The 16,136-nt window shown below is 64.5% G+C and carries 9 protein-coding genes; 6 read left to right on the forward strand and 3 right to left on the reverse strand.

Annotated elements, in window-relative coordinates; translation table 11 throughout:
• Window positions 1-56 precede the first annotated feature (56 nt).
• From ACU0AG_RS01195 to ACU0AG_RS01215, 5 genes are all read left to right on the forward strand, one after another.
• A complete protein-coding gene (locus ACU0AG_RS01195) occupies window positions 57-1,571 on the forward strand; it encodes a putative 2OG-Fe(II) oxygenase (RefSeq protein ID WP_482780427.1) in 1,515 nt (504 codons plus the stop codon).
• A gap of 4 nt (window positions 1,572-1,575) precedes the next feature.
• Window positions 1,576-3,444 (forward strand): tetratricopeptide repeat-containing sulfotransferase family protein, encoded by a 1,869-nt coding sequence (locus tag ACU0AG_RS01200; RefSeq protein ID WP_482780428.1) that lies wholly within the window; start codon window positions 1,576-1,578, stop codon window positions 3,442-3,444.
• Window positions 3,445-3,533: 89 nt separating this feature from the next.
• A complete protein-coding gene (locus ACU0AG_RS01205) occupies window positions 3,534-4,085 on the forward strand; it encodes a hypothetical protein (protein ID WP_482780429.1) in 552 nt (183 codons plus the stop codon).
• A gap of 16 nt (window positions 4,086-4,101) precedes the next feature.
• Entirely contained in the window at window positions 4,102-4,833 is a 732-nt protein-coding gene (locus ACU0AG_RS01210; protein ID WP_482780430.1) for a 2OG-Fe(II) oxygenase, read from the forward strand.
• Window positions 4,834-4,839: 6 nt separating this feature from the next.
• A complete protein-coding gene (locus ACU0AG_RS01215; RefSeq protein WP_482780431.1) occupies window positions 4,840-6,522 on the forward strand; it encodes a tetratricopeptide repeat protein in 1,683 nt (560 codons plus the stop codon).
• An 82-nt stretch (window positions 6,523-6,604) separates the two neighbouring features.
• On the opposite strand, the gene ACU0AG_RS01220 is transcribed toward ACU0AG_RS01215, so the two are convergent.
• Window positions 6,605-9,619 carry a TonB-dependent receptor domain-containing protein gene (locus ACU0AG_RS01220; RefSeq protein ID WP_482780432.1) on the reverse strand — a complete coding sequence of 1,005 codons (3,015 nt, stop codon included), beginning with the start codon at window positions 9,617-9,619 and terminating at the stop codon, window positions 6,605-6,607.
• Window positions 9,620-9,851: 232 nt separating this feature from the next.
• Between ACU0AG_RS01220 and ACU0AG_RS01225 the strand changes: the two genes are divergently transcribed.
• Window positions 9,852-10,421, forward strand: coding sequence for a hypothetical protein (locus ACU0AG_RS01225; protein ID WP_482780433.1), 570 nt, complete (start codon window positions 9,852-9,854; stop codon window positions 10,419-10,421).
• Window positions 10,422-10,491: 70 nt separating this feature from the next.
• On the opposite strand, the gene ACU0AG_RS01230 is transcribed toward ACU0AG_RS01225, so the two are convergent.
• Both ACU0AG_RS01230 and ACU0AG_RS01235 read right to left on the reverse strand, forming a co-directional pair.
• Window positions 10,492-12,486, reverse strand: coding sequence for an alpha/beta hydrolase family protein (locus tag ACU0AG_RS01230; RefSeq protein WP_482780434.1), 1,995 nt, complete (start codon window positions 12,484-12,486; stop codon window positions 10,492-10,494).
• 144 nt (window positions 12,487-12,630) lie between these two features.
• Window positions 12,631-16,065 carry a TonB-dependent receptor domain-containing protein gene (locus tag ACU0AG_RS01235; protein ID WP_482780435.1) on the reverse strand — a complete coding sequence of 1,145 codons (3,435 nt, stop codon included), beginning with the start codon at window positions 16,063-16,065 and terminating at the stop codon, window positions 12,631-12,633.
• Window positions 16,066-16,136: the final 71 nt, after the last annotated feature.

Here is a 16,136-nt window from a genome sequence, read left to right on the forward strand (position 1 = left end):
AGACAACGAATGGCGGGCCGCAAGGCCCGCCATTTTCGTTTGGGGAACCCGTCAGCTTGCAGCACGCCGAAGCCCTCGCCCGGATTGCGCAATTTCCGCTGGCAGACCCCGCCGCCGCGCTGGGTCAGGGACTGGCGCTGATCAATGGCGGCTATCCCGAATTGCTGCTGCCACACGCGCGCAAGCTGGCAGAGCGGCACCCTGCCAGCGCTCAGGCCCGGCAATTGCTCGGCCTTGCCGCCCGCGCCTGCGGCGAAAGCGTCGAGGCCTTCTTGGCGTTTCAAGCCGCCGCGCGCCTCGCTCCGCGCGATCCGCTGATCGCCCATTCCCAAGCCCGCACCGCGCTCGAAGCCGGATACCCGGCCGCGTCGCTGTTCGCCGCCGCAGCCCCGCTTGCCCCGCAGGACGGGGGCATCCTGACCGGCCATGCGGCGGCCCTGTTGCAGGAGGGGCGCCCGGCCGAAGGGATTGCGCTGCTTGAACGCATCCTCGCGGCCAACCCCTTGTGGGTGGACGGGCACCGCAGCCTTGCAGGCATTCGCGGTCAGGTGGGCGAAGATCCCCTTGCCAGTGTGGCGCAGGCGCTGTCGCGCCACCCCAAGGCGCCGGAACTGCACCACCTCGCCATTTCGCTCGCCCTGCAAGCCCGCGACCTCGACCGCGCGGGCATAGCCGTAGCAACCGCCCGCGCCGCGATCGGCACGCCGGCATGGCTCACCCGGCTCGCCGCCCACATCGCCTCCGAAAGCGGCGCGCTGGACGCGGCCGACGCACACTTTGCGACCGCAGGAAAAGTCAAAGCTTGCGACGAGGCATGGCCCCTCGCCCGCCACCTGATCCGCAAGCGCCAACCCGCAGATGCCGCCGCGCTGTGCGAGGCATGGCTCGGCCAGCCGGGCGACCACGTGCTGTGGCCCTATCTTGCGCTCGCGTGGCGGATGACCGGCGACCCGCGCCATGCCTGGCTCGAAGGCGACCCCCGGCTGGTTGGCGCCTATGACATCGGCCTCGCTCCTGCCGAACTCGCGGCGCTCGCCGATCACTTGCGCGCCCTCCACACCGCCACCACCGCCCCGCTCGACCAGTCGGTGCGCGGCGGCACCCAGACCGATGGCAACCTGCTGCTGCGTGCCGAGGCGCCGATCCGCGATCTCAGGGCGCGGCTGCTCGCCACCGTGGAGCGGCACGTCGCCCAGCTTCCTTCACCGCAGCCCGGCCACCCCACCCTGCTCCAAGGCCGCGCCCCGCTCAGGATCGCCGGATCATGGTCCGTCCGGTTGCAGGACGCGGGCTTCCACACTGATCACGTCCACCCGCAAGGCTGGTTCAGTTCCGCGCTCTATGTCGCACTGCCCGAGACGCTGGGGCATGGCGAGGCGAACCACGCCGGCTGGCTTTCGCTTGGCGAGGAACGCGACCTTGTCCCCGATCTTGCCCCCGTGCGACTGGTCGAACCTAAACCGGGACGGCTGGTGCTGTTCCCCTCGACCATGTGGCATGGTACGCGCCCCTTCCCCGCGGGCGAGCGGCTAACGGTCGCTTTCGATATTGCCCGCCCCCGACAGGAATGATGCCATGACCGATACCACCCTTTCCCCTGCGCTGGCCGAAGCGATCCGGCTGCGGCAGGAGGGCGATGCCCGCGGGGCGCTGTTGTTGGCCGAGGCGCGCAGCACCGATCCTGTGGATGGCCCTGCGTTCCTCGCCATTGCCGGGCTGGCAGCGCTCGAAATGGGCGATCCGGCGCGGGCGGTGCTGCACTTCCAGCGGCTGGCCGCACTGTTCCCCGATGACACCGAAATCCGCGCCGATCTGGCCCGCGCGCTGCTGGAGGCTGGCCGCGATGACGAGGCGCTGGGCCTCGCCATGGGTTCACCGCTTCCCGCCCTTGCCCGGATCGAGGCATGGGTAATGCAAAAGCGCGGCGCAGACCGGCAGGCGGTCGCCGCCTATGCCCGCGTGTTGCAGGCCGAACCGGGCGATGCGGCCAGCTGGAACAACCTTGGCAATATCCACGCCAAGGTCGGCAACATCGACCGCGCCATTGCCGCCTTCGAATATGCCATCACCCATGATCCGTCCGAACCGGGCATGTATCTCAACCTTGCCGATGTGCTGCGCCGGGCGGATCGCGGCGCCGCGCGCCTTAAGGTGGCCCGCGATGCCGCCGCCATTGCGCCCGATAACCGCGCCGTGCAGACCGAACTGGCGCTGGCGCTCGCCCATGTCGAGGAGCTGGACGAGGCCATAGCCGTGCTGGAAACAGCGGTGAAACGCTGGCCGGAATTCGGCGAATCCCATCTCGAACTCGGGCGGCTTTACGAGGCGACCAATCGCACCGAGGAGCTGGCGGCCTTCCTTGCCGGGCTTGACCCTGCCGATTGCCCGCCGGAGGTGTCGTTCCTCCACGCCTGGCTCGCCCAGCGCGAAGGCCGCTTCGAGGAGGCGGCGGCCCATGCCGAGGCCATCCCGCCGACAATCCATCCGATGCGGCGCGAGGCGCTGATCGGCAACATCGCTGAACGCATGGGGGACACCGCCCGTGCCTTCGCCGCCTTCGAACGGATGAACGCCGCCGCGCTGGCCGATGCGCCGCCGCAACGCGGGGCCACCTTCCGCCAGACCATCGTGGCCACCATGGACGGATGGAGCGAAGCATGGGCGGCGAGCTGGTCGCCCGCGCTCGCGCCCGATCCGGCGCGGCGCGATCCGGTGTTTCTCGTCGGCTTCCCGCGTTCGGGCACGACCCTGCTCGATACGATGCTGATGGGCCTGCCCGAATTGTGCGTGCTGGAAGAACGCCCGATGATCGCCGAATTGCTGGCCGCAGTGGGCGGCGAGGATCTCGCCATGCTGGGCGAAAGCCGTCTGGCCGAACTGCGCGATGCCTATTTCGCCTCTGCCGTCAGCCATGGCTGGCAGGAGGGGCGCTGGCTGGTCGACAAGCACCCGCTCAACATGGCGCGCGCGGTGCAAATCCACCGCCTGTTTCCGGAGGCGCGCTTCATCATGGCCGAACGCCATCCGGCCGATGCGGTGCTGAGCTGTTTCATGGCCAATTTCCAGCTGAACCACGCGATGCGCAGCTTCACCGATCTGGCCGAGGCGGCGCACACCTATGACACTGCCTTCACCGCCTGGCACCGGGCGAAGGCGCTGTTTCCGATTGCCTCGCACGCAGTGCGGTACGAACGGCTGGTCGAGGATCCGAGGGCCGAGCTGGAGCCGCTGGTCAGCTGGCTCGGGCTGGAATGGAACGACCGCCTGCTCGCGCACGAGGAAACCGCCCGAAACCGCACCCGCGTGCGTACCGCCAGCTATGCCCAGATCGGGGAAAAGCTCTACACCCGCGCCGCTGGCCGCTGGCGTCGTTATGCCGATCATCTTGCCCCGGTGATGCCGGTGCTGGCGGCGTGGATCGAACGGATGGGGTATGACAGCTGACAGCCGAGGATGTTTGCCTTGGCACAGGCGCGGCGGTAATCAGGACGACAGGGACCGGGCCTGAAGGGCCATTCGGGGAGAGGATGATCGTGACCCACTACCGCGCTGCCACCACAGCCGCCTTTGCCATTGCCGCAAGCGCGCTGGCTTTCGCAGCACCGCTCGCCGCGCAGAACGACAAGGGCGAAAGCAGCTATGTCGCCGCGCTGCGCGCCTGCCAGCCCAAGACCGATCCGGCCGAACGCCTCGCCTGCTACGACGCTGCCGTTGCTGCGATCGTATCGGCCAGCAGCGAAGGCGATGTGCGCGTGGTCGACCGCGAGGAAGTGCGCCAGACCCGCCGCAAGCTGTTCGGCTTTGCGCTCCCCGATCTCGGCATCTTCGGCAAGAGCGACAAGGACGATGCCAAGCAGGCCGAGGAGTTCGTGGCGCTCGAAACCACCATCACCGGCGTGCGGGCGGTGAATGGCACCTATATCCTGATCACCGAAGAAGGCGCGGAATGGCAGCTGGATGAAGTGCCCAATCGCCTGATGCGACCCAAGCCCGGGCATTCGCTGGAGATCCGCAGCGGCGCTTTCAGCAGCTATTTCCTGCGGATCGACGGGCAGAAGGGCGTCAAGGGACGCCGGATCCGATAGGCGCACCGCGATTGCCATGAAAACGCTGTTCGAACTCAACCCCGCGCTTGATGTGCCCGCACTCGCGGCGCGGTTTGCAGCGACAGGGCGCGTGCAGGTGCGCGATGTGCTGACGCCGGAAAGCGCGCGCGAATTGCTGCTGGTCCTGACACGGGGCACCGATTGGGGCATGGCGATCGGCGCAGGCTCAGGGCGTCCGGAGAGCTTCCGCGGCGTGCAGACCCGCACACCGCAAGGCCAGCAAGCCGTGCAGCAGGCCGCCCGCACCGCCGAACAGCACAGCGCCCGCGGCGAATACGGTTTCCGCTTTGCCCATTACCCGATCCTTGAAGCGCTTAAGGAAGGCTGGGATCCGGACGGCCCGCACGAGGTGCTGATCGAGCATCTCAATGCCGAACCCTTCCTCGATCTGGCGCGGGCGGTGACCGGGCTGGACAGCCTGTTCAAGGCCGACGCACAGGCAACCCTGTTTGCGCCGAACCACTATCTCGGCCGGCACAATGACAGCCACGTCGCCGAGGGGTGGGAGGTTGCCTATGTCCTCAATCTCGCCCGCGAAGACTGGCATCCCGACTGGGGCGGTTATCTGCTGTTCCTCGACGGGGATGGCGATGTGGTGGAAGGCTTCCGCCCGCGGTTCAACGCATTGAACCTGTTCCGCGTGCCGCAATCGCACCTTGTCACCTATGTCCCGCCCTTCGCGCCGCTGGGGCGGCTGGCGGTGACGGGGTGGCTGCGCAGCAAGTAAGCGCCGATGGCGGACAGCGCGCAATCACTTGCCCTTGCGGCCAGCCAATTGGCGGCGCAGGGGCGGGATGCCGAAGCCGGCGCTCTGTTTGCGCGGGCGCTGGCCGATTTTCCGCAGGACGCGCGGCTCGTCAACAGTGCGGGCAATTTCCACTTCAAGGCGGGACGGGCAGAGCAGGCGCTGGCCCTGTTCGAACGGGCGCTGGCGCTGGCACCCGGCCTGGTTGAGGCAGGCATCAACGCCGCCATCGCCTGCGGGCGCCTCGATCGGCCCGGACAGGCCGTTGCCATACTCGCTCCGCTGGAACAGGCCGCTGGCGGGCAGGCGAATTACTGGCGTATCCGGGCCGATAGCGAGCGGCAGGCCAAGCGCTTTGCTGCTGCCAGTGCGAGCATGGCAAGAGCGCTCGCGCTCGCCCCTGCCGATCCGCGCACCGCCCGCAGCCGTGCCCGCCTGTCGCTCGAACGCAGCGATCCCGAAGCACTGGGCCACATCGAGCAGGCACTGACCCTCAACCGCGGCGACCCCAATCTGCTGTTCGATTACGCGCAAGCCCTCGCCGTGGCAGGGCGGATGGCCGAGGCGCTGGAGTGCACCACCACGCTGGTCACGCATCTGCCGGGATGGACCGACGGGCTGAAGCTTCACGCCGAACTGCGCTGGGCCGCGGGCGAGACCGAAAGGTTCGCCGATCATTTCGAGACGGTGAGCGCCATGCCGCAGGCCGGGCCGGCGATCTATCTGGCATGGTGCGATGTGCTGGACGGGGTCGACCGCCCGCAGGAAAGCGCCGCGATCCTTGCCCGCGCACGGCAGAGCTGGCCCGAGAATCCCGATCTCGCGCTGGCGCAGGCGATTGCCTTGGGTGAAGCCGGAGAGGCGGCCGAAGCGCAGCGCGTGCTCGAAGCATTTGCTGCGATCGATACGCCGGAATGGGCCACGGCGCGGGGTCGCAACCTGCTGCGGATGGGCGCGCTCGCCGAGGCCGGGCGGGAACTCGCCAAGGTGCTTGCCGCGCGGCCCGGCGATGTCGTTGGCTGGGCGCTGACCGACCTGTGCTGGCGGCTCGGCGCCGATCCCCGGCATGAATGGCTGCATGGACAACAGGGGCTGGTGCGTCAGATCGCGCTGCCGCTTGATCATGGCGAACGCGCCACCATCACAGCGCTGCTGCGCGAACTGCACCGCCATTCGGCCATGCCGATCGGGCAATCGGTCAAGCAGGGATCGCAGACCAAGGGCGCGCTGTTTGCCCGGATGGAGCCCGAACTGGCGCGGCTGCAACAGGCGCTGGAAGCGGCGATGGCGGAGTATCGGGCCGGCCTGCCCGCCCGCGACACGGCCCACCCCCTGCTTTCGCGGAGGGATGATCCGTGGACGATCACCGGCAGCTGGTCGATCCTGCTGGATGGTCAGGGGCACCATGCCGCGCATATCCATCCGCGCGGGGTGCTGTCATCGGCGAGCTACTGGCTGGTTCCGGGCGAAGTCGACGCACCGGGGCAGCCGGGTTGGCTTGAGCTGGGCAATCCGCCGCCGGGTCTGGCCGACGGGCTCGGCAGCCTCCACACGGTTCGCCCTCAGGCAGGCACGCTCGTGCTGTTTCCCAGCACGCTCTATCACGGCACCCGCCCGATCACGCAGGGCACCCGCATGACCGTGGCCTTCGACGTGACCGCCAGCGTCTGACACAGCGTTCCTGCAGACAAAGGAAAGGGGCGGCGGATCGCCTGATCCGCCGCCCCTTCCTGATTTTCAGCTCTGATCAGGATCAGAAGCGGAAGTTCACACCCACGAAGAAGTCGCGGCCGAGGACGTCGAAGAAGCTCGGCAGGGTATTCGCCTGTTCGGCCTGCGCACCCAGAACCGGGGGCTGCTTGTCGAACAGGTTGTTGACGCCCGCGTTGATCGTCATGCGCTCGTCGATATCGAAGCTGGCTGCCAGATCGATATAGTTCCAGGCGCCGATCGAACGCAGCGGCAGAGTGTTGTTTTCAACGCGATCGTTACCGCTGAAGGTGTTCTGCACGCGGAAGTCTTCCGTCGGGCCTTCATGACGCCAGCGGACCGAGAACAGCGCCGGACCCTGCGTGTAGGTAACACGCATGTTGTGGCGGTATTCCGGCAGCCCGTAGGTGCCTTCGACAATGTTCTCGCGCAGCGGCAGCAGGGCCACCGGGGTGTTGCGGAACTTGTCGAGATAGGTGGCGAGGAAGAACAGGCCGAGCTCACCCTTGAACAGCGGCATGCTGTAATCGACCTGGAAGTCGATACCGGAGGTTTCCAGCTTGCCGACGTTGTCCTGCACCAGAATGGGGTTCTGCCCGCCCGAGTTCAGACCCAGCGCGCCGGTGCCGGTGTTACGACGACCGACGAAAGCCGAACAGGTGGGATCCTGCAGGTTCTGCACGGTGTTGAAGCACAGCGACAGCGCGGTGGCGAGACCGCCCAGACGGGTGTTGATGGTGTCTTCGACGGTGATGTTGAAGTAATCGACCGTGACGTTCAGGCCGGGCACGAAGCTCGGCTGGAACACAACACCGACGGTGTAGGTGTCGGAAGTTTCTTCCGCCACGTTCGGGTTGCCGCCGAAGTCCGACTGGATCTGCGCGTTGGGCTGGACCCCGCGGGTGAACACGGCAGCAGCCGGCACGCCCGAAGCGATACAGAAATCACGCAGCGCCTGGGTGCGTTCCGCTGCCGGACCACGATCCGAGCAGGGATCGGTCGCCGCCGGGAAGCCTGTCGATGCACCGCCGAACAGGTCCTGCACGTTCGGTGCACGCACCGCCCGCGAGTACTGGCCACGGAAACGCAGACCTTCGACCGGAGCGAATTCGCCGCCGAAGTTGTAGGTCCAGTTGCCGCCGACGCGATCAAGCGAGTAATCCGAATAACGGAACGCGCCGTTGAGTTCGAGCGCGTGGATGAAGCCTTCCTCGATGATCGGAACGCGGACTTCGCCGAACACTTCCTTGACGTCATATCCGCCGCTGGTCGGCTGACCGGCGTTGAAGCCGAGCACGTCGCCCGAAGCGAGGAAAGTGTCAGGGATGAAGTTCGAGTTCATCTTGCGGTATTCGACACCGGCCGCGAAGCCGACATCATCCGCACCCGTGCCGAGGTTGAACAGCGTGCCGCTGACCGAAGCCACCGCGTTGGTCAGTTCGGATTCGGTGATGTTGGTGGCGTTGATCGACAGGTAGTTCAACGCACCCTGGCTGGCGAGGCCCGTCCCGAACACGTTGAGCGGCACACAGCCCGCAGCCCGCGCGGCAGCGTCACGACAACGCTGTTCGGTGGTGCTGCCCGGCACGAACTCGGTGGTCAGCGCGTTGATGAAACGGCTGCGCGAGATGTTGCCACGCTGGATGTTGGTGTTGGTCGTGCGCGAGTACGAGTAATACGCATCGAAGTTGATGTTGTCGGTGATCCCGCCGCGAACACCGCCGAGGATGCGGAACGCCTCACGTGCGAACGACGAGTTACGGCTGCCGATGTCGTTGAAGCGGAAGTTGACCTGCGTGTTGCGGTAATCGGCACCGAGCGTCGCGTTCGCCGGGTTCTGCAGCAGCAGAGCGCGGGTCTGGTCGTTGAAGAACGGGCTGTTCACGAACAGCGGCGCGTTCACGCCGGCCGGGGTCGGGGCCAGTTCCTGGTCAACGTCGTTACGGACGAACGAGAGTTCCGAATAGGCTTCGATGCCGTCGGTAAACTCATAGTGGCCGTAGGCACCGATCAGGTAACGTTCCTGCGGCAGTTGCAGGTAGTTGTCGGGCGCGAAGTTATAGAGATCCTGCGGATCCTGGAACAGACGCGAGCCGCCACCGGTATCGTTGAAGATATAGGTGGACTGCGCACCCGTCGGACCAGCCACGAAGGTGCCGGTCGGCGTGGTGGCCGAACCCTGGGGAACGAAGCCGAGCTGGCCGCCTGAACGCGCGCCAGTTCCGCAAAGCACGAAGTTGGGGTTGGCCGCAGTGCCAAGGTTTGCGTTCGGCGAAATGCCTCCCGGCCCGGAGAATGGCGTACCGATGCCACCGCGGCCGGTGGTGCCGGCATTGATACAACCGTCACCGGCTGCACGCTCGGCGAACACGCGGGCGTCCTGGAACAGCGGATCGCGGCGGGTGTAGTTGGCGAACATGGTCACAGCGCCGCGACCATCGTCGAACGCCGAGCCGATGGCTGCGTTCACCTGGTAGCGGGCCGCATCGCCACGATCGGTGACCGAGTAGCTGCCGCCCAGTTCGAGGCCCTCGATGTCGCGCAGCTTGAAGTTGACGACGCCGGCAACCGCATCCGAACCGTAAACGGCCGAAGCACCGCCGGTCACGACTTCGACGCCGCCCAGCAGGAACTGCGGGATGGTGTTGAGGTCGACGATCTGGTTGGTATCGTAGAACATCCAGCGGCGGCCGTTGACCAGCACCAGGGTGCGGGTCGCGCCGAGGTTACGCAGGTTCAGCGTAACCGCGCCGTTGCCGGGGTTGTTCGAGAAGCCGGTAACGCCGGGAAGCACCTGCGGCAGGGTGTTGAGCACCTGCTCGACGTTGACCGCACCGGTCAGACGGAATTCTTCGGGCGAGACAACTGCGACCGGGCTGGTCGAGTTGAGGTCGGTGCGCTGAATACGCGAACCGGTCACGAGAATGGCGTTGGTTTCGTTCGCCTGTGCGTTGGTCGAAACGTCAGCCGCCTCGTCCTGTGCGTAAGCGGGCGTGGCGATCATGGCACCGGCCATGATGGTGCCCGCCAGCAGCGAAGCCTTGTTAAAGCGTTGCATATGCGGTTCCCCTTGTAGTGGGCGCGCGGCGATCCGCAGCGCGGCCATGAGAAGCGCGTTACGTTATCTCCCCCGACTGCGGCAATCCGGCCTGTGGAAGCGACGAGCGGTTGCAAGCGCCTTGTTGCATTATGGTGACACCTGTTGCGCCACAGGCTTTCACACCTTGCGCGTTCCACTTAAAGGAGGGGCAAGCGGCATGGCGCGAGAGGGACGGGAGATGAAAACTACAATGGACAAGGCAGTCAAGACAGGCAGCTGGAAAAGGCAGCGCATCACCCTCACCACGATGGCGCTCGGCCTTGGAGCGGCAGGCGGACTGGCGGCGCTGGCACAGTCCACTCCGACACCCTCGGCAACCCACATCGCCGATCTCAAGGCCTGCCGCGCCTTGGCCGGGGAAATCGAGCGGGTGCGCTGCTATGATGCCAAGGTCGGTGCGTTGCTCGGCGCGTTCGAGGCAGGCGATGTGCGGCTGGTTGACCGGGCCGAAGTGCGCAAGACCAAACGCCAGCTGTTCGGCCTCACCATGCCCGAAATCGACATCCTCAAGGGCGATGAAAAGGACGAACAGGAATTGTCCGACCTGTTCGAGACCACCATCACCGAAGGACGCCAGACGGGCCCGGCCAGCTGGCGCTTCACCACTGCCGAAGGTGCGGTGTGGGAAATCAACAACCCGCCCCGCAAGATCGCGCCGATCAGGCCGGGCGACAAGGTGGTCTTCAAGAAGGCCTCGCTCGGCTATTACTTCATCCGCATCAACGGGCAGATCGGCGTGAAGGGACGGCGTGTGTCCTGAAGGCTTTGACCAATGAAAAAGCCCGGCGATCGCGCGCCGGGCTTTTCCGTTTCAGCACCGCTGGCAGAGCCTATAGCCCGCCGGGACCGCAATCATTGGCAAGGTAATCGAGCATCTTGGTATAGAACTGCTGCTGATGCGTATACATCAGCGTGGGGTAGAAGTGGTCCGCGTTTTCAAGCGTGACGAACTCCCCTGTCTTGCCCGCAGCTTCGAACTTCTTCTTGTAGTCCTTGAAGTGGTAATACAGCACGCGGCGGTCGTCCTCGCCGTGGACCATCAGCACCGGGATGTTGACCTTGTCGACTTCGTTGATCGGGTTGATGCCGATCGTACCGCGACGCTTTGACCATTCATCCAGCGCCTTGAGATCGGGGTTGCGGCGGCCGAGATACTGCTTTTCTGCATCGGCCACAGCGGCGCCGGCGATGACGCATTGGTAGATTTGCGGATCACGGCTGGCAGCGACAAGCGCCGCATAACCGCCATAGGACCAACCGAACATCGCCATCCTGTTCGGATCGACGAGACCCTGTTCGACGAGGTAAAGCGCCCCGTCGTCCTTGTCGTCCTGCATCTTGCCGCCATGTTCGCCATAGGCCGAGTCGAAGTGGTCCTGCCCCCAGCCCACCGACATCCGGTATTGCGGCTGAAGCACCATGTAGCCTGCGTTGGCGAGCAGTTGGCCCCATTCATCGAAGGTGATGATTTCGTTCACCTGCGGCCCGCCGTGGGGCAGGACGATCAGCGGGAACGGCCCCTTGCCCTTGGGGATCGTGACATAGGCCGGGATGACCCGGCCATCACGCGCCTTGTAGCGGATGTATTCGACATCGGCGAGCTGCTCGGGATTGAGCAGCGGATTGCGGCTGCCCAGCTTGGCAAGCTTGCCATCCTTGACCAGCCAGAACGAACCCGGATCACGCGGGCCGCGGTTGGTCACGATCATCGATGAGCCATCAAATGATCGGCTGGTGATGCTGATCTGGTAGGAATAGGGGATCTGCTGCTGCAACGCCTCGTAGAGCGCCTTTTCTTCCTCGTCGAACCAATGGCGCTCCATTGTCTTGCCCGAATAGCGGGCCGCCACCAGCTTGTTGTTGCCGGGGATCGAATGCAGCTGGATACCCATCACATCGGCGTCTTCGGCCTGGAACAGCTTCTTGCCGATCTGGCCGGTGGTGAAGTCGAACTCGTAGAGCCCGGCCTTGTCCTCACCGTTCGGATTTTCGATCAGATAGCCGATATTGGGGTTGTTCGGATCGAACCCGGCAATCCCGTGGAACCCGCCAAGAATGCGGTAGAGGTTCTTGGGATCATTGAGATCGAATTCCTGAAACTTCTTCCACTGGCTGTCACCTGGCAGGCGATAATATGACGTCACCATGCCCGTTGCGACGTCCTGAACCTGCGTGAAGCGCGGATTGCCTTCGTTGTCCCAGCGATCGACCACCGGGAACTTGCCCCCGCCGCGCAGCACCAGCTCGCGCGCACCGGTCTTCAGGTTGAACTTGTAGTAGGACCGCGGACGGAAGGCTGCAAACGGATCGACCCCGGTGCCGTCCCCGACCGTGGTTCCGGTGCTGACAAGCACGGTGTCGGGATCGCCGGGCAGCAGGTTGACGATGCCGAAATTGCCGTCGACGCTGGTGAACTTGTTGGCCGAAAGGCTGTAGGAATAGGTCTTGTAATCGCGGACGTCCTGCTCCGGACCCTTCACCGTGGCGCGGTTGACCTGCCATGCGGTGCCAAAAATCACATCATTGCTGACCCACTGCGCGGCGATGATCTCCATCGGATCGGCATTGAGACGGCGCAGCGGTTTCGACAGGTCGGAGGTGCTGTAGATTTCGAGGATGTAATCACCCTCGCGGCTTTCCACCTTGTGGACCAGCAGGTGCTTGCCATCGGGCGAAATCTGCACCTGATCGACGACATCGCGCAGCGCCCAGACGTCGACCGGGATCGTGGATTGCGCCAGCGTCGGCGCGGGCGCGGCCATCACGAGGCCAATAGCGGAAGCGCCGATCAGTGCGGCGGTAAGCGAGGCTTTGAGCAGTTTCATGATCCGTGCTTTCCAGGGTCTCACAAAGGAGGGGGCTGATGATGAGCGCCTGTCGAACAGCCCGCCCATCGTGAAACGAAAAATGCGGCCTCCTGGCATTTGCCGGGAGGCCGCATTGTTTCAGGTATTCAGATCATTCGTCAATCAGAAGCGATACAGCAGCTGACCGAAGAACTCGCGGCCTTCCAGATCGTAACCGTTCCCGATCGGGGTGTTCGAGATCTGCAGCACGCCCGAGCGCGACGAGACCTGCGGCGGCGCGGTGTTGAAGATGTTCCGGACACCGAGGATCAGACGCAGCTTGTCACTGTCGAAACGCACCGAAGCGGTGTGCTCGAAGTACTCGTCAGCCGTACCGACCGGGCGACAGAAGACGCCGTCACCGGCAACCACACCGTTGGCCGAACCGCGACCAAGGCAGGTCGGCGAGAAGGCCGGCACGCCGCCCACCGGACCGCGCGAGAAGGCATCACCAAAGGTGATACGGTCACGCCAGCCCACGCCGTCCACCGAGTTCCCGATCGCGTCGATGTAACGCACCTGGTAGGTGAACAGGAAATCGTCCCAACGCGCACCGAAAGTCGCACGGCCCGTCCAGTCGGGGAAACCGAAGCGGTCGGTGAAGTCCGTGGTCACGAAGGTGTCAACGCCGGTGCGCTGGATGTTGGAACGCTCCAGCAGCTTGTTGGCCACGACATTCAGCGACAGGTCGATGGTTTCCTGACCGATCTGCAACGGATAGCCGAAGGTGGTGTTGAGGTCGATCCCGCGCACCGCTTCGACGTCGCGGTTGAGGAAGCCTGCACGCACACCGCGGATCAGCTGACGATCGGTGTTGTTGACGATGATACGGTCGCAGAATTCGCTGCGGGCCGTGTCTTCACGCAGATAGCAGTCGTTGACGATGAACGCCCCGGTTGCTTCGACGATCGCACCCTTCACCTTGATGTCGTAGTAGTTGAAGTTGAAGGCGAAACGGAAACCGCTGGCCCAATCTTCCTCGAACGCAAAGCCCGTGGTGATCGAACGCGAGGTTTCTGCACGAATGTCGAGCGAACCACCGGTCGAGACTTCCGCGCTCACCAGCTGCTGCGTGTTGAGGTTCTGACCGTCAATCCCGACACGGGTCGGATCACGGCCTTCACGACGGCAATTGGCAAGAATGAACGGCTCACGCTGGTCAAGCGAAGGATCATACTGGAAGTTGACGAACGCCGCAGTGGGAACCGCGCAGGGGTCGGCAATCTGGGCGAAGCCAGACTGCGCCCGCAGGAAGTTCTCGCGCAGGTTCGGCGCACGGAACGAGGTGCCGTAGCTAAACTTGAGCAGCAGCGGAGCCACCGGACGCCAGCCACCCTTGAGGGCGAAGGTGCCGTTGGTGCCGTAGAACTCTTCGTCGGTCAGACGGCCCGAGATGTTGACGTTCAGCTCTTCAACCAGCGTCTCGCCCGCCATCAGCGGAAGATCGAGTTCGCCGAAGAGTTCGCGGATCCACTTCGAACCATTGGCGCCGCCGTCAGCGAAGAAGCCCCAGAACAGACCGTTCGAAGCCACGAAGCTGGGCTGCGAATCGATCTTGTCCTCGCGCCATTCGCCGCCGAGCACGATGCCGACCGGACCGGCCGGCAGCTCGAACAGATCGCCGGTGACGTAGGCCGACAGCATCTTCTGTTCGTAGATCGTGTTGAAGTCACGGCTGCCGAACAGGTAGTCACGCTCGGCCTGGGTGGCGAAATCGCCCACGGCGCCGGTCAGCACGCTCGGTGCGAACAGGTTGACGGGGACGCAGCCCGCGACGAGGTCGGGAGCAGCAAGACCGGGGTTGCGAAGGCCAGCCGCGTTACATTCACCGATGTAGAGCGGGTTGCCGACGCCGACCTGAAGGCCGTTGTTGTAATCGTCGGCAATGCCGTCACGGTCGTTGTCGACCACGCCGTCGCCGTTGTAGTCGCCCGTCGGGTCGAGACCCAGAGCAAGCGCAAGACGGTCTTCACGGATACCGAGGCGCGAGGACTTGCCTTCCGAACGCGAATAGCTGCCCGCGACTTCGAAGGTCCACGACGAACCGATGAAGGGCAGGTCGCCGCGCACACCGAGCACGCCGCGGTACTGTTCCTGCAGAACTTCGAAGTTGTTACGGTCACCGACGATCGAAACGATCGGCTGCACCGCAGTGCGCTGACCGGTCGAAAGGGCCGGAGCAACACCATTGGTCAGCCCGTTGATCGCGTTGTCGACCGAGCGGCAGTCAACGCCGTTCGGGTTGGTGACAAAGTTACAGGGGTTGAAGATGTTCTGCGCCGGAACGAACGGGAACAGCTGCGGGTTGCCCGCGCCGGTGTTGGTGATTTCCGAACGGGTGTACTGCGCTTCGAAGAAGGGCGTGATGTTCGCTTCGCCCGGGAAGGTGTATTCCCCGTAGGCAAAGACGTTGATCAGGTCTTCACCCGAAACGATCGTGCGGTTCAGTTCCTCGACGCTGCCGTTGATGTTGACGTTCTGGAAGTCGACATCGTTGATGCCGTCGTTGTTGACGTCGAGGTCGACACCGAAGGCGTTGGCGTTGTCACCGAAGTTGAACGGACGACCGGTGATCGGATCATTCGGGAAGTTCCGGATGTTGCCGTTGGCCGGGAAATAGATCGAACCGGCGCGCATGTTCGGCACGAACACGCGGCCCGAGATGCCCGAAACGATACATTCGCTTTCCGACGCACCGACGCGGTTGTTGGTGCGCGAACGGATCAGCTGGTTGTCCGAGATGCCGAGGCGATAGATGTTGCCATCGGCGTCTTCTTCAAGGTTGGTGGTACAGCCGCGCAGGAAGTCGCGATCGCGGGTCTTCCACTCTTCACGCTTCCGATATTCGGCAGCGATACCGAACACGGCGCGGTCGGTGTTGAAACCCCACGCACCGCTGACCGAGAAGTCTTCGCCCTGGCCCTGCTGGTTGATGTCACCATTGGCCTGCAGTTCGAGACCGTCGAAGTCCTTGCGAAGGATGACGTTGATCACGCCCGCAACCGCGTCCGAACCGTAAACCGACGAGGCGCCGTCGGTCAGGATGTCGTAACGGTCGACGATGGTGGCCGGAATCAGGTTGATCGACACGCTGGTCGGCGCGCCTTCCACACCGGCAGGCGCAAGACGGCGGCCGTTGGCGAGCACCAGCGTACGGTTGGCGCCGACGCCGCGCAGGTTGATGGTCTGCGAACCCGGACCGTTGTTGAGCACGAAGCCCTGGAAGGTGGCGTCGATCTGGGTACCGGCAGCAGCTTCCGAACGCTGAAGGATCTGCGCGGGGTCGAACGCGCCGACCGCCTGCTGGTTCTCGGTGGTCAGCACCTGAAGCGGCGAAATCGACGAGTAGGTGTCGCGAACGATACGCGAACCGGTCACCGTGATGTTGCCACCCTGGGTACGGCCCTTGGCGTCAGTCGAGACGTCAACCTGCTCTTCCTCTTCGTCCTGCGCGGGCGCTTCGGCGTCTTGCGCATAGACGGGACCGGCGACTGCAAACGCAATCGCCGAAGCGGAAAAGGCCAGCGCCTTGATCGAATTGCTCTGTGATTTCTTCATGGTCACTCCAGTTGCCCAACCGGAGAATGACGAACAGCCTTCACGCCGGTCACATAATTGCCCCATGTGAC

This window comes from Erythrobacter sp. RANMB8, from assembly GCF_056848235.1.

Excerpts from the sequence above, each read along its gene's own strand:
- ACU0AG_RS01200 (WP_482780428.1), top strand. The coding sequence starts at position 1,576 with ATGACCGATACCACCCTTTCCCCTGCGCTGGCCGAAGCGATCCGGCTG.
- ACU0AG_RS01210 (WP_482780430.1), top strand. The coding sequence starts at position 4,102 with ATGAAAACGCTGTTCGAACTCAACCCCGCGCTTGATGTGCCCGCACTC.
- ACU0AG_RS01215 (WP_482780431.1), top strand. The coding sequence starts at position 4,840 with ATGGCGGACAGCGCGCAATCACTTGCCCTTGCGGCCAGCCAATTGGCG.
- ACU0AG_RS01220 (WP_482780432.1), bottom strand. The coding sequence starts at position 9,619 with ATGCAACGCTTTAACAAGGCTTCGCTGCTGGCGGGCACCATCATGGCC.
- ACU0AG_RS01225 (WP_482780433.1), top strand. The coding sequence starts at position 9,852 with ATGGACAAGGCAGTCAAGACAGGCAGCTGGAAAAGGCAGCGCATCACC.
- ACU0AG_RS01230 (WP_482780434.1), bottom strand. The coding sequence starts at position 12,486 with ATGAAACTGCTCAAAGCCTCGCTTACCGCCGCACTGATCGGCGCTTCC.
- ACU0AG_RS01235 (WP_482780435.1), bottom strand. The coding sequence starts at position 16,065 with ATGAAGAAATCACAGAGCAATTCGATCAAGGCGCTGGCCTTTTCCGCT.